Origin of the sequence: Aeromonas veronii, from assembly GCA_041319085.1 — a bacterium.
GTDB lineage: Bacteria > Pseudomonadota > Gammaproteobacteria > Enterobacterales > Aeromonadaceae > Aeromonas > Aeromonas veronii_F.
In genome coordinates, this window is sequence record CP101033.1 from 3690864 (window position 1) to 3704396 (window position 13533).

Below are 13533 nucleotides of genomic sequence, written 5' to 3' on the forward strand. Positions count from 1 at the left end.
GCATCGCTTGGGGATTTTTTTGAACCTTTTCCCTTCTCCGTGATCTGACTCTTTTGCCATCCCTTATCACGGCTCTAATATGCATCTCACCCAACTCGAACAATGGGCATTCGACCAGTTTGGCCATGCCAATCTCAAGGACCCCAGACGCACTGAACGTCTCGTCAAACTCGCCACCGCCCTTGCTCAACAACCCGGAGATTGCGTGTCACAACTTCCCCTCTCACCCGCCGACATGGAAGGCTCATATCGCTTTATTCGCAACCACCATGTCAATGCCGATGCCATTGCTGATGCAGGCTTTGCCACCACCGCAGCCCTAGCCAGGGACTACGACCTGTTGCTGGCACTGGAAGATACCACGGCCCTGACCTTCAACCATGCCAGCGTCCATGATGAGCTGGGGCACACCAATCAAGGCAGTAGTCGCGCTCTGCTGGCTCACTCCGTCTTGTTGTTTGCTCCGCATAAATCGCAGGTGGTCGGCATGATTGCACAGCGTATCTGGACCCGTGATGTCAGCAAGCGGGGAGAGAGCCACCGGCATGCCACCCGGCCTTACAAGGAGAAAGAGAGTCGCAAGTGGGAGGAGGCATCCGTGGCCTTTGCCGCCCGTCTCGGCACTCAGATGGCCAACGTTATCTCGGTCTGTGACCGGGAAGCGGATATCTACGAATATCTGCATTACAAGCAGAGCAACCAACAACGCTTTGTGGTGCGCTCGATGCAAAGTCGCTGTATCGAAGAGCATGACCACAAGCTCTACGACTATGCCCGGCAGTGCCACTCTGCCGGCACCAAGGTCGTCAAAATACCGCAGCGGGGCGGCAGAAAAGCCAGAGAGGCCGTGCTCGACATCAAGTTTACCAAAGTCACCCTAAAGGCTCCGGCCAACAAGCGTAACGAGCCGGATATCCCGCTCTACTACGTGGGATGCATTGAGCAGGGCGATGCCTCTGACCGGCTGGAGTGGCACCTGCTGACTAGTGAAGCCGTGACCGACGATGCACAGGCCCGCAAGGTTATCGGCTATTACGAGCGGCGCTGGCTTATCGAGGATTATCACAAGGTCTGGAAGAGTGCCGGCACTCGGGTAGAAACCTTAAGGATGCAGAGCATGGATAACCTGAAGCGGATGTGCGTCATCTTGTCGTTTATCGCGGTGCGTCTGTTGCAATTGAGGTTTATCAACGAGGAGTCATCGGCACAGAATCAAAGCTGCGAAACGGTGATAGGCCCGACGGGGTGGAAGCTGCTTTGGCGAAAGGTAGAGAAAACGCCGTTGCCAACCAAGGTGCCGGATATGAGATGGGCGTACCGGAGCCTGGCCAAGCTGGGGGGCTGGAAGGACACTAAACGAACGGGGCGGGCTTCAATAGCGGCATTATGGGAGGGCTGGTTTCGACTCCAGACCCTCCTGGAAGGCTACGAACTGGCGCAGTCTCTTGAGCACCAATAGTTGTGATCAAGAGACAGGCCTCGGCGCCCTTTGTCATCTCTATACGGCCCGCTGGCGCCACCTTGCCGCAAGAATATTGGCCGTCAGGCGTTGTAGCGTTAGGGAATAGTGAATCGCTGGCCTGTCGGTTCGATTAGCACAGCGTAATCGGACGATCGAGCGTCTGTTGTTCCAGCTATTGCTGCGAGTCAACGGCGGCCCTTATCTACGATCTGCGTTGCCCGGACGGTATCTCGCACAAATCAAACGGGGCGACCATCTGGTCGCCCTTTTTGTGTGCATCGGCTTTAGTCGAGCAGGCCGCTGGCGCTCTGGCCCGCCATCAGCAAGCCGATGGCCAGCACGCTGAACCAAACCAGAGTCGCGCTCACCAGCAGGTAGCCGCTGGCGACGAACAGGCCATCCCGTTGCAACATGCCGGTGCAGAGCAGCAGGATGGCCCAGGCAGGCATGGCGTTGGTAAACGGGATGGCGCCCAGGGGCAGCATCAGCAGCAGGGCGGCCAGCATGATCAGCAGGCCGTTGCAGCGGTTGACCGTGCTGCTGCCGGTCAACACCAGCAGGCGCGGGCGGATCACGCGATCGACCCGGGCCAGCAGATCCGCCCCCTTGTGCAGGGTGGGCTTGAGCTGGTCGGCGGCGAAGCGGCGCTCCATCAGCATAGCGGGCAGCCAGGGCACCCGGTTGAGGGTGATGCCGATGCCGATAAAGAGGATCAGCAGGCCGAACGGGGTACTGACGCCGGGGATGGAGACCGGCAGCAGAAAGGGGACGGTGAGCAGCACGCAAAACAGCAACATGCCCTGTTCACCCACCAGCACGAGCATCTGGCGCAGGCTGATATGGCTCTCCTCGATGGCGTGCGCGGTGGCCCGCAGGGTATCCGCGAGGGTGGTTTTGGGGTCGTTGAGTTGCGCGGCAACCATTCCCTGATGTCCTTTTGAGTGGTGATAACGGGCCCCGCTGACCCGATTTGGTGCCAGCATACGTGGTAGAGGTTAACCGTCGATGAATGGTGGCGGGTGGCGCATCGCGGCGGCAGACATGCTGCTCGGGAGTGGCGACGGCGAAGGATAAATCGCGCCATGAAAGTGATCCGGTACAGCCGCCGTTTTTCGGCTACAGCGCCGCCATCTACGTCGAGAAGAGCGACGAGGTGGTGCAACCGGCGCCGTGTTCAGCCTGCTCGATTCACGGCAAGGGCCGCGCTCCGGCAGCTGGAGCCCCTTTTTCATTCACTATGTTGCACTCGTGGCCAGTCCTATCACGCCTCGTTGGTCGTCGGTGTAGCCCACACAGCGCAGTTTCTGCCCGCCTCCTTGGCACCATAGAGTGCCTGATCCACTCGCTTGAACAGCGAGGCCGCCGACTCCTTGGGTTCGCTGATCCCCACTCCGAGGCTGACTGTTAGGGGATGGGCCGGGTTGGAGGCGATGGTGCGGGTCGCCGCAAGCAGGGTGTTGGCCAACTGCTGCAATTCGGCTTTGTTGGCGACGGGCAGCAGCAGGGCAAACTCTTCACCGCCAACGCGGGCCGCCAGCGCCTCGGGCGGGCAGTGCCGTTGCAACAGCTCGCCAAACTGCTGCAACACCCGATCCCCGATATCGTGACCGTAGTTGTCATTGATCACCTTGAAGTGATCGAGATCCAGCAGGATGAGCGCATGCCCCTCCCCCTGCTTCAGAAACAGCTGCTGATGAAAGTAGCGCCGGTTTGGCAGCTGGGTCAGATCGTCGAACAGCGCCTGCTGTCTGAGCTGGGTATTGATGTGGAAGAGGTAGTGCATGGTGCTCAGGATGCCGATGCTGCTGAGCAGGATGCCGCTGGAGCGCAGCAGATCCTCGGCATAGATGGCTAGCCAGAGTGGCTGTGCCACCAGCTCGTCCATGATGTCGACGGTGGCCCCTATGATCCACAACATCAGGCCGCAGGAGAGCAGGCGGTAGGTGTGGGTGGGCAAATGGGCACACTGCACCACCCAGAACAGGAACAGCATGGTGAGTCCGTTGATCACCTCAAAGCCAACGCTGATGACATGGAGGCGAGCGAACGGGAAATGGGGCAGCAGCAACAGATGAAGGGCCATGATGGCCAGCATCACTCCCCCCAGCAGCGCGATGTGGACACGATGCTCCCAGTCAAGATGGCGGTAGTGAGAGAGGCTGATGTAGAGACGATCGAACTGCATGGTGTTCCTCTGATTGGGCCTACCATCACCTTGCACACAAGGGGCTGTGTAATGGTATGCCTTAGTCGGATAACAGGAAACGGCGGGTCTCAGTGTAAACGAACAGGCCTGCAGCACGCGATATCGATGACGCCAGCTTGTGGGCTCGCGCCGGGTTTGCGCCCTTCTGGTGCGCGAACGATAGCCTGCCCTGTCACAGGGCGCCACTGGGCAGGTTAGCGCAGCGAGTGCGCCAAATTGGTGCGCCAATGATGCCATCCGCAGTTAATAACATGATTTAAAAGAATTTAAATTTATGGCCCGCTTTATGCTTTTACCTATCAGACAGTCTCTTGCAGTCATCGGCGGCAGACGCTGTGAACAGGACGTGGCAAGAGAGATCCCCGTGCCGGGCACGGTGTGATTCTGGCGGGTTGCAGCAACACCCTGCGGCTCGCCACAGATTCAATCAGGAAAACGGCGCCGGTCTCGGACCGGTACGACAGGGAAGGAGAGTGCTCTATGGTCAAAAAATGGATGATGGCGGGTCTGACGATGTTGCCTGCCTTGCTGGTTACCCCAAGTTGGGCCGATGAGGTCGCTCAGGTACAGGCTGCGGTGGCACCGGTTGCCACCATGACAATCAACAAGGGGGACAACACCTGGATGCTACTCTCGGCGGCACTGGTGATCCTGATGTCGATCCCCGGTCTCGCCCTCTTCTACGGTGGTCTGGTGCGGGCCAAGAACATGCTAAGTGTGCTGATGCAGGTCTTTACCCTGTTCTGCCTCATCTGCGTGCTTTGGGTGATTTACGGCTATTCGCTGGCCTTTACCGAGGGGGGCAATTTCTACGGCTCCTTCAGCAAGGTGCTGCTCAAGGGGGTGACGCCTGACTCCATCGCTGCCACCTTCAGCAAGGGTGTCGGTATCAGCGAGCTAATCTATGTGGTGTTCCAGGGGGCCTTTGCCGCCATCACCTGCGGCCTCATTGTGGGGGCGTTTGCCGAACGCATCAAGTTCGCCGCCGTGCTGCTCTTCTCGGTGATCTGGTTCACCTTCGCCTACATCCCGCTGGCTCATATGGTGTGGTACTGGGCGGGCCCGGATGCCTATACCAGCGCCGAGGCTGCCGCCACGGCGACCGCGACAGCCGGTTATCTGTTCCAGCATGGTGCGCTGGACTTTGCAGGCGGCACCGTGGTGCACATCAATGCCGCCGTGGCGGGTCTGGTGGGCGCCTATCTGGTGGGCAAGCGTCTGGGCTACGGTCGTGACCCCATGACCCCGCACAGCCTGACCATGACCATGATCGGTGCCTCCCTGCTCTGGTTTGGCTGGTTCGGTTTCAACGCTGGCTCCGCACTGGAAGCCAACGGTATCGCGGCACTCGCCTTTATCAACACCTGGGTGGCACCGGCTGCGGCTGCGCTCTCCTGGACGTTGGCCGAGTGGATGATGAAAGGGCGCCCCTCTCTGCTGGGTGCCGCCTCTGGCGCGGTATCCGGTCTGGTGGTGATCACCCCGGCGGCCGGTTTCGTCGGCGTGGGTGGAGGTCTGATTATGGGTCTGATCAGTGGCGTGGCGGGTCTGTGGGGCGTCCACGGTCTCAAGCGCCTGCTGGGTGCCGATGACAGTCTGGATGTGTTTGGTGTGCACGGGGTGTGCGGCATTCTCGGCGCCCTGCTGACTGGCGTCTTTGCCAGCCCGGATCTGGGCGGCACCGGGGTGTGGGACTATGTCACCAATCAGGTTGCCGAGGGTTACTCCATCCTGGCTCAGGTGAAGATCCAGGCTATCGGGGTGGGTGTCACCCTGCTCTGGTCCGGTGCCGTGGCGGCGATTGCCTTCAAGGCGGTCGACATGCTGGTGGGTCTGCGGGTGAATGGCGATGCCGAGCGGGAAGGGCTGGATGTCACCTCCCACGGCGAGAAGGCTTACAGCATGTAATCCCGAATACCAGACAACAAAAAACCGCCGGGATCGGCGGTTTTTTTATGACTCGAGCGCTGCAAAGCCTGAGTTCACACTCTTAGTTCACGACGGCCACGTTGATGCTGCCATTGCCCTGGGTCATGCGCACCCGCGCGCCCGGGGTGAAGGTGGGGCTGGCTTTCTGCACCACCACGATGGCTTCGCCATTCTCTTTCTTGATCTCCAACTCGACACCGTCGACCTGATTCATCTTGTTGCCGATGGCTTTGCCTGCCGCCGCACCGGCGAGCGCTGCGCCTGCTGCTGCGATATCGCGGCCGGTGCCGCCACCAACAGTGCTGCCAAGCAGGCCGCCGACCACGGCGCCACCAATGGTGCCGAGCAGGGAGTCCTCATCGGCCTGGATTTGCACCGGGCGAGTGGAGACAATGGTGCCGTAGCTGACGGTCTGCACCTGTTTGGCGCGATCTTTGGTGTAGACGTCGCCGGAGTAGGTATCACTGTTGGCACAACCGGTGATGGTGGTCGCGGCCAGCAAGGCAATAAGGGTCATACGCTTCAACATGGTGGGCCTCCTGGGCGGTATGCAATTAGAACGGTCAGGTTGATGAGGGCACTCTACGCCAACCTCATCACACATGAAATCGACAAAATGTAATCAATTATTCGTTCTGTAACTGGTTTTGTCCTTGAATCGCAGCTGTACCTGAGAGTTTTTTAGCCAACACCAGACGCGCCTCAGCGGGGCCGAAATAGTCGGCCACCTCCGCCACCAGTTGGTAGCCGAGCCGGTAATAGAGGCGCTGGGCCGGATTGGCCGGATCAACGGTGAGTCGCAGTTCGCCGATCTGTGGCTGTAGCGCCTGCTGGTTTTCCTCCATCTGGCGCATCATCCGCTCTGCGAGGCCAAAGCCGCGAGCCTCGGGCAGTACGGCCAGCGAGAGCACCCAGCCGTGCGACCGATTCTGACCAAAACCACCCAGTACATAACCCACCAGTTGCCCCTCGTATTCGGCTACCAACAACAGGTCGGGCCACAAATCCATCGCCTGACGGAAAAAGAAGGCGGGATAAACATCGTCGCCAAATACCTTGGCATCGATCTGCCAGATGGCGTGCATGTCGGCGTGGGTGGCGGTGCGTAGCAAAGGTGGGGTGTGGTACATCAGGACTCCATCGACAATAAACGGGTCGGCAAGGGCCGTTGACCTCGGAGTCAACGACAGAACAGGAGTCATAGGGTATCGGCCATCCCCTGCCGGATGCAAGGGAGTGGCGGCAGGGGCCGACTCTGGGGCAATTTGGGGGCGTTGCGCCAATCATCGAGCAGGTGGCGGAAGGTGAGCCAAGGGTGGTGCAGCAACATACGCGGGCCTCACCACATCATCACTGGCTGGTTTTGGGGGTGATACAGGTCAAAGGGGGATGAAAAACAGGGCCCGCAGGCCCTGTGTCATCAGATCAGGCTGGTTGCCTGCGCCAGCCAGGCGAGATCCTCGCCCTCGAGCAGCGGGCTCAGACGGCGGAACACCTCGACGTGGTATTCGTTGATCCAGCGGAACTCGGCCGGGCTCAGCAGGCTGCGGTCGATCAGGCGAGTATCGAACGGCACATAGGTCAGCCGCTCGAAGCCCAGCATCGGCAGCTCGCCACTCTGCTCCAGCTCGCTCACTACCACCAGGTTTTCGCAGCGGATACCAAAACCATCTTCCCGGTAGTAGCCCGGCTCGTTGGAGAGCACCATGCCCGGCTGCAGCGCCACCATGTTCCCTTTCGGGGCGATGCGCTGGGGTCCTTCGTGGACACTCAGGAAGTGGCCGACGCCGTGGCCTGTGCCGTGATCATAGTTGTAGCCGGCCTGCCACAGCGGCATGCGGGCCAGCACATCGAGCTGGATACCGGCAGTGCCACGGGGAAAGCGGGCCTGATCCAGTGCGATATGACCCTGCAGTACCCGGGTAAACATCGCTTTCTGCTCATCGCTCACCTCACCCACCTTGATGGTGCGGGTGATGTCGGTGGTGCCATCCATATACTGGGCGCCGGAGTCCAGCAGATAGAGGCCATCCTGGCCGAACGCACGCGGCACACCATTGGTGTGGTGGTAGTGGCACATGGCGGCATTGGGGCCGAGCGCGGAGATGGTATCGAAGCTCGGCTCGACGTAGTGCGCCTGCTCGCGGCGAAACGCTTCCACCTGATCGGCCAGGGTGCCTTCATCCACCCCCTCGAACTCGCCGGAGGCGACCAGTCGATCCAGCCAGGCGAGGAAGCGGGTCATGGCGACACCATCGCGCAGATGGGCGGCGCGCATGCCGGTCAGCTCGATTTCGTTCTTGCATGCTTTAGGCAGCATGGTCGGATCTTGGCCAGCCACCAGCATAGCGCCCGCCTCTTCCATAATGAGCTGGGTCCAGGCGTTAGCGCTGTCCGGATCGGCCAGCACCTTCTGCTGATCTTCACCGATGCGCTGCAGCACGTCACCCAGCTTGTCGATGGGGTAGACGGAGACGTCTTGGCCAACGTGTTGGGTGAAGGCGAAACAGTCGATTTTGTCGGTGTCGACGAAGAAATCCATGCTGGTATTGGCGTAGAGCACCGCAAAACCCAGCACCACCGGCAGGCGGTCGATGTCGCGGCCACGCAGGTTGAGCAACCAGTTGATGGGCTCGGCCTGGGTCAGCAGTACCGCATCCAGCCCGCGCTTGCGCAGATCGCTCGCCAGCAGTTCACGCTTGGCCTGACTGGACTGGCCCGCCAGCTCCTCGCTATAGAGGATGACCGGGCTCTTGGTCGGCTCGGGGCGATCGCTCCAGTGCTGGTCGATGGGATTTTGCTCGACGCGGATCAGCTCGATACCATGCTCGGCCAGCACGGCGTTGGCACTCTTGTACCAGCTCAGGCTGTGCAGACGGGGATCGAAGCCAACCCGTGAACCTGACGGCAACTGCTCGGCCAACCACTGCACATGGGGATGTTCAATGAGGTGGAGGAATTCAAACAGTGCGGCGGGGGTTTGCATCCGCGCCTGCACCGTGTAGCGACCATCGACAAAGAGGGCTGCCCGCTGGGTCATGATGATGGCGACGCCGGCAGAGCCGTTGAAACCGGTGATCCAGTCAAGCCGCTCGGCATAAGCGGGGATGTACTCGCCGAGGTGCTCATCATCGTGGGGGACGATAAAGGCGTCCAACTCCTGCATGGCCAGCTCGGCCCTGACTTGGGCGACGCGGGTTTCAATAATCTCGAAATGATTCATGTCGTTAGTGCCAGATGGTTGCTATATGAGTGTTCAGTTTTTATGGCCGCTGGCCAGGATCCGCTTGATCGACTGGCCTGCTGCTTCGATATGCTGCCTGAGCAGAACCACCGCCTCGTGCTTGCGCCGGGCGCGGCACAGTTCGAGCAATTGGGCGTGTTCACGCTCCGCCTTGTCCACGCCACCCAGTGCAAACAGCAGCTCGAAGCGGACATAGCGGTCACAGCTCAGATTGATCTGGGCGATGAGATCCAGTGCCTGGGGGCGATCGGCTGCCTGATAGAGGGTGGCGTGAAAGCTGTGGTTCAACTCGGCCCAATGTTCGATCTGGGTGCCTGACTCCAGGGCGTGATCAAACTGGGCGAGGATCGCCTCCGCTTGCGCGAAGGTGGCTTCCGTCATCTTGTCGACGGCGTGAAACAGGGTATCGGCTTCCAGCAGTGCTCGCAAATAAAAGAGCTCTTCGATGGCCGAGGCGTCCAGCATGGTGACCACGGCGCCGCGATGGGCCTCGAACTTCACCAGCCCCTGCGCTTCCAGCTGCATCAGGGCTTCGCGCACCGGAATGCGGCTCACGGCCAGCTCTTTGGCGATGGCATCCTGACGCAAGGGGGCGCCAGCGGGGAACTCCCCACGGAGGATCCGGCCACGGAGGTTTTCCATCACCATCTGGGTTCGGGTCTTGTAGGGTGGGGTCATGGTCGGGTCACGAGTGAGCGTTACAAAATTGTATATTGTATAAAGTTTAGCTGAATCTACCCCGTCAGGACTAGCAAGGCAAGGTTTCGGGGTCTGTCGCGGCGTAGCGGGTAGCGTTCGGGGCTGCCATAAAAAAAATGCCGGTCAGCGTGGCTGACCGGCATGATGTCATGGATACGAAGCGCGACTATTACAGTTGCGGGCCTGCCGCAACCAGACGTTTGCCTTCGTCGTTATCGGTGAAGCGCTCGAAGTTCTTGATGAAACGGCCTGCCAGATCGACGGCCTTGGCATCCCACTCGGCCTTCTCGGCGTAAGTGTCGCGCGGGTCGAGGATCGCCGGGTTCACATCGTGCAGCGCGGTCGGGATCTCCAGATTGAAGATTGGCAGCACCTTGGTCTCGGCCTTCTCGATGGAGCCATCCAGGATGGCATCGATGATGGCGCGGGTATCCTTGATGGAGATGCGCTTGCCGGTGCCGTTCCAGCCGGTGTTGACCAGATAGGCCTCTGCACCTGCCGCTTCCATCCGTTTCACCAGCTCCTGACCGTACTTGGTCGGGTGCAGGGAGAGGAAGGCTGCGCCGAAGCAGGAGGAGAAGGTCGGAGTCGGCTCGGTGATGCCGCGCTCGGTACCGGCCAGTTTGGCGGTGAAGCCAGACAGGAAGTGGTATTTGGTCTGCTCCTTGGTCAGTTTGGAGACCGGGGGCAGCACGCCGAAGGCGTCGGCAGTCAGGAAGATCACCTTGGTGGCGTGACCTGCCTTGGAGACCGGCTTGACGATGTTGTCGATATGATAGATGGGGTAGGAGACGCGGGTGTTCTCGGTCTTGGAGCCATCATCGAAGTCGATGGTGCCATCGGCAGCAACGGTCACGTTCTCCAGCAGCGCATCGCGACGGATGGCGTGGTAGATGTCCGGCTCCGCCTCTTCGGAGAGCTTGATAGTCTTGGCGTAGCAGCCGCCTTCGAAGTTGAACACGCCGTGGTCATCCCAGCCGTGCTCGTCATCGCCGATCAGCTGACGCTTGGGATCGGTGGAGAGGGTGGTCTTGCCGGTGCCGGAGAGGCCGAAGAAGATGGCAACGTCGCCGTCCTGACCCACGTTGGCGGAGCAGTGCATGGAGGCAATGCCGCGCAGGGGCAGGAAGTAGTTCATCATGGAGAACATGCCCTTCTTCATCTCGCCACCGTACCAGGTGCCACCGATGAGCTGCATCTTCTCGGTCATGTTGAAGGCAACAAAGTTCTCGGAGTTGAGACCCTGCTCCTTCCAGTTCGGGTTGGTGCACTTGGCACCGTTCATCACCACGAAGTCAGGCTTGAAGGTTTTCAGCTCTTCATCGCTCGGGCGGATGAACATGTTTTTCACGAAGTGTGCCTGCCAAGCCACCTCGGTGATGATGCGCACGGCCAGACGGGTATCCGGGTTGGCACCGCAAAAACCATCGACCACAAACAGGCGCTTGCCGGAGAGCTGTTTGGTAACCAGCGCCTTCAGATGTGACCATACTTCCGGGGTAATGGCTTTGTTATCGTTTTTACCCTGGTCAGACCACCACACAGTATCCTGGGTAGTGGCATCTTTGACGATATATTTATCTTTCGGGGAGCGACCGGTGAAGATACCGGTGTTGACGTTGACGGCGCCCAGTTCGGTCACCACACCGCGCTCGAACCCTTCCAGGTCAGCACGTGTCTCTTCCGCGAAAAGCTGCTCGTAAGAGGGGTTGCGAACGATTTCTTGGCTGTTTTTGATGCCGTACTGGTCCAGTCCTAATTGTTGGGCCAGGGTGGGTTCTGCCACGATTGTCATTGTATTCTCCTGGGTTCAGAGGTTGGTAGGGTTCTATCTGACGGTCATCCTATCACTTAGGTGGTAGAGTTTAGCGATCGCCATCAAACTTTATAAAATAGGGTATTTTTTTGTTATTAAAGTTAAAGGCGGGTTTTGCCCGCCTTTAATTAGTGTAACTGGTTTGCATCATTGCCGGGAGCCCTGCTGAACAGGGTTTCGACATCGATCCCATTAAATTGGTACTGGGCGCCGCAATAATCACAGTGCATGTCGATCTTGCCGAGCTCCTGCACCATCTCCATTACCTCTTCCTTTTCTATCTGCAACAGGGCCCCTTCGCAGCGCTCGCGGGAGCAGGTGCAGCGGAACTCGACCGCCTGCGGATCGAACACCCGCACCTTGTCCTGATGGTAGAGACGGTAGAGGATCTCTTCTGCCTGCAGGCCGAACAGCTCTTCATCCTTGATGGTGCTGGTGAGCTGGGTCAGGTGATCGAAATCGTTGCTGTGATCCTCGCTCTGGGCGGGCAGCTCCTGCAGCATGATGCCGGCAGCACGCGGTTCGCCTTCATGGTAGCCGGTACGGATCCACAACTTGGTGGCCAGCTGTTCGGAGCGGGCGAAGTAGTGCTCCAGGCAGCCCGCCAGGGTATCGGCGTCCAGCGCGATGATGCCCTGATAGCGCTCGCCCTGCTCCGGGGTGATGGTGATGATCAGCTGGCCGTTGCCAATCAGGCTCTGCAGCTTGCCATCGCTCGGCAGCTCGCCTTCATAGCGGGCCACGCCGCGCAGCTGCTGGTTGTTGTCACCATTGATCACGGCCAGACGCACCGGGCCATCGCCCTGCAGTTGCACTGTGATGGAGCCTTCAAACTTGAGGGTGGCGGTCAGCAGGCTGGTGGCGACCAGCAGTTCGCCCAGCAGTTTTTGCACCTGCACCGGGTAGTTCTGGGCTTCCACTACGTGGCGGTAGGTGTGATCCAGCTGGACCAGCTCGCCACGCACTTCGTACTCTTCAAACAGATAGCGATACAGCAGATCTTGGTTGCTCATCATGTATTCCTGGCTTTTCGGTGAGGTAAATCGGGCGGGCTGGGGTTGCTGCCAGCCCGGTATCAAATCGGGGTCGGTCAGTACTGTTTGACCTTGAGCAACTGGCGTCGCTCCTGCTTGTCGGGGCGGCGCTCGGGGCTGGGGGCAAACTGGCTATTGAAGCGGCGTGCCTCGCTGTTCTCGGCCCGTTTTTTCAGGCTCTCGGCGGTCTCTTCATAGAGCTGCTGGGCCAGCGGGGCCGATTTGCGCTGCTCGCTCAAGGCCAGCACCCGCACTTCCCGTTCGTCCTGTCCCTGCCAGAAGCGGATCAGTGCCCCCACTTCCACCTGTTTGCCCGGTTTGCTGCGCTGACCATTGTAGTGCACCTTGCCCCCGTCTATCTGATCCCGCGCAATGGAGCGGGTCTTGTAGAAACGGGCCGCCCACAGCCACTTGTCGAGACGAACCTCGAGGGCACTTTCCGGATGATTGGCCATGAACCGGCTCCATAACGGGGAAAAGGGGTGGTCGATTATACCAGAGGCGGGCCGCTGGATAGAAACCGGCCGGCAGCGAAGGCGTGCCCCGCTGTTGTCCTGACCACGCAACATATGGGCAGTTTGCTGATTAACAAGGGAAAAGCGGGGGATCTGGCCGTAAGGGGTAGATTGCCTGCCATATGTTGCATAAAAGATGTCGCCCCTCGCGGGGCGCCATCGTTCAGTGCAATTGGCCGGTCAGGTCGGTGATCAGAAGCGATCCTGCGGTTCGACTTTCTTCTCTTCCTTACCTTCGCTGTGGGCGATGGCGGTGCGGATGAGGTCAACCCCGGCACGGATAATCAGCACCCCCATGTTGACCAGCTTGACGCAGACCCACATGAAGGTGATGAGCAGGATCAGCTTGAGCACGGTCTGGAAGGCTTCCAGAAAGTTCTGCTCCAGCTGGGCGGTCAGGCCGTTGGCGCTGGTCATCAGCCAGGTGTAGACCTCGCGCACGAACGGGATGCGGCTTGGCATCTCCAGCACATCCAGTGCGGCAGGGAGCGCCTGGAAGATGACGATGCTGCCGAACAGGATCAAAATGACACCGATGGCGATGCCAAGGAAAAAGCCGAACTGTCTCATGGAGGGCTCCAGCGTTTGCTGCATGACATTGAAGATAGCCGCCAATAGTAGGGAGTGC

General features: G+C 59.7%; 12 protein-coding genes and 1 pseudogene. 2 read left to right on the top strand and 11 right to left on the bottom strand.

The genetic code is table 11. The features are described 5' to 3' along the window. Positions 1-79 precede the first annotated feature (79 nt). Entirely contained in the window at positions 80-1459 is a 1380-nt protein-coding gene (locus tag NMD14_17560; protein XEI32502.1) for an IS4 family transposase, read from the top strand. A gap of 287 nt (positions 1460-1746) precedes the next feature. Here the strand turns inward: NMD14_17560 and NMD14_17565 are convergent, their stop codons facing one another. Both NMD14_17565 and NMD14_17570 read right to left on the bottom strand, forming a co-directional pair. Then, on the bottom strand, positions 1747-2385 hold the full coding sequence (locus NMD14_17565) for an exopolysaccharide biosynthesis protein (GenBank protein ID XEI32503.1): 639 nt from the start codon (positions 2383-2385) through the stop codon (positions 1747-1749). Between the two features lie 338 nt (positions 2386-2723). Beyond that, the gene (locus NMD14_17570; protein XEI32504.1) at positions 2724-3647 is read right to left on the bottom strand and encodes a GGDEF domain-containing protein; all 924 of its coding nucleotides are present in this window, start codon (positions 3645-3647) and stop codon (positions 2724-2726) included. A gap of 501 nt (positions 3648-4148) precedes the next feature. Between NMD14_17570 and amt the strand changes: the two genes are divergently transcribed. Then, positions 4149-5576 carry an ammonium transporter gene (gene amt / locus NMD14_17575; protein XEI32505.1) on the top strand — a complete coding sequence of 476 codons (1428 nt, stop codon included), beginning with the start codon at positions 4149-4151 and terminating at the stop codon, positions 5574-5576. 82 nt (positions 5577-5658) lie between these two features. On the opposite strand, the gene NMD14_17580 is transcribed toward amt, so the two are convergent. The 9 genes and pseudogenes from NMD14_17580 to NMD14_17620 all read right to left on the bottom strand — a co-directional run bounded on the left by NMD14_17580 (position 5659) and on the right by NMD14_17620 (position 13475). Further along, on the bottom strand, positions 5659-6126 hold the full coding sequence (locus tag NMD14_17580; GenBank protein ID XEI32506.1) for a hypothetical protein: 468 nt from the start codon (positions 6124-6126) through the stop codon (positions 5659-5661). A gap of 97 nt (positions 6127-6223) precedes the next feature. Continuing rightward, positions 6224-6727: a GNAT family N-acetyltransferase gene (locus NMD14_17585; protein XEI32507.1), complete on the bottom strand. Its 504-nt coding sequence runs from the start codon at positions 6725-6727 to the stop codon at positions 6224-6226. 68 nt (positions 6728-6795) lie between these two features. Then, a pseudogene (locus NMD14_17590) lies at positions 6796-6963 on the bottom strand (nitrous oxide-stimulated promoter family protein). Between the two features lie 54 nt (positions 6964-7017). After that, a complete protein-coding gene (locus tag NMD14_17595) occupies positions 7018-8820 on the bottom strand; it encodes an aminopeptidase P family protein (protein ID XEI32508.1) in 1803 nt (600 codons plus the stop codon). A 33-nt stretch (positions 8821-8853) separates the two neighbouring features. After that, positions 8854-9519: a GntR family transcriptional regulator gene (locus NMD14_17600; protein XEI32509.1), complete on the bottom strand. Its 666-nt coding sequence runs from the start codon at positions 9517-9519 to the stop codon at positions 8854-8856. A gap of 190 nt (positions 9520-9709) precedes the next feature. Next, positions 9710-11335 (bottom strand): phosphoenolpyruvate carboxykinase (ATP), encoded by a 1626-nt coding sequence (gene pckA, locus NMD14_17605; GenBank protein ID XEI32510.1) that lies wholly within the window; start codon positions 11333-11335, stop codon positions 9710-9712. A 149-nt stretch (positions 11336-11484) separates the two neighbouring features. Further along, a complete protein-coding gene (gene hslO, locus NMD14_17610; protein ID XEI32511.1) occupies positions 11485-12369 on the bottom strand; it encodes an Hsp33 family molecular chaperone HslO in 885 nt (294 codons plus the stop codon). A 77-nt stretch (positions 12370-12446) separates the two neighbouring features. Next, the gene (gene hslR / locus NMD14_17615; protein ID XEI32512.1) at positions 12447-12845 is read right to left on the bottom strand and encodes a ribosome-associated heat shock protein Hsp15; all 399 of its coding nucleotides are present in this window, start codon (positions 12843-12845) and stop codon (positions 12447-12449) included. 252 nt (positions 12846-13097) lie between these two features. Next, positions 13098-13475 (bottom strand): hypothetical protein, encoded by a 378-nt coding sequence (locus NMD14_17620; protein ID XEI32513.1) that lies wholly within the window; start codon positions 13473-13475, stop codon positions 13098-13100. Positions 13476-13533: the final 58 nt, after the last annotated feature.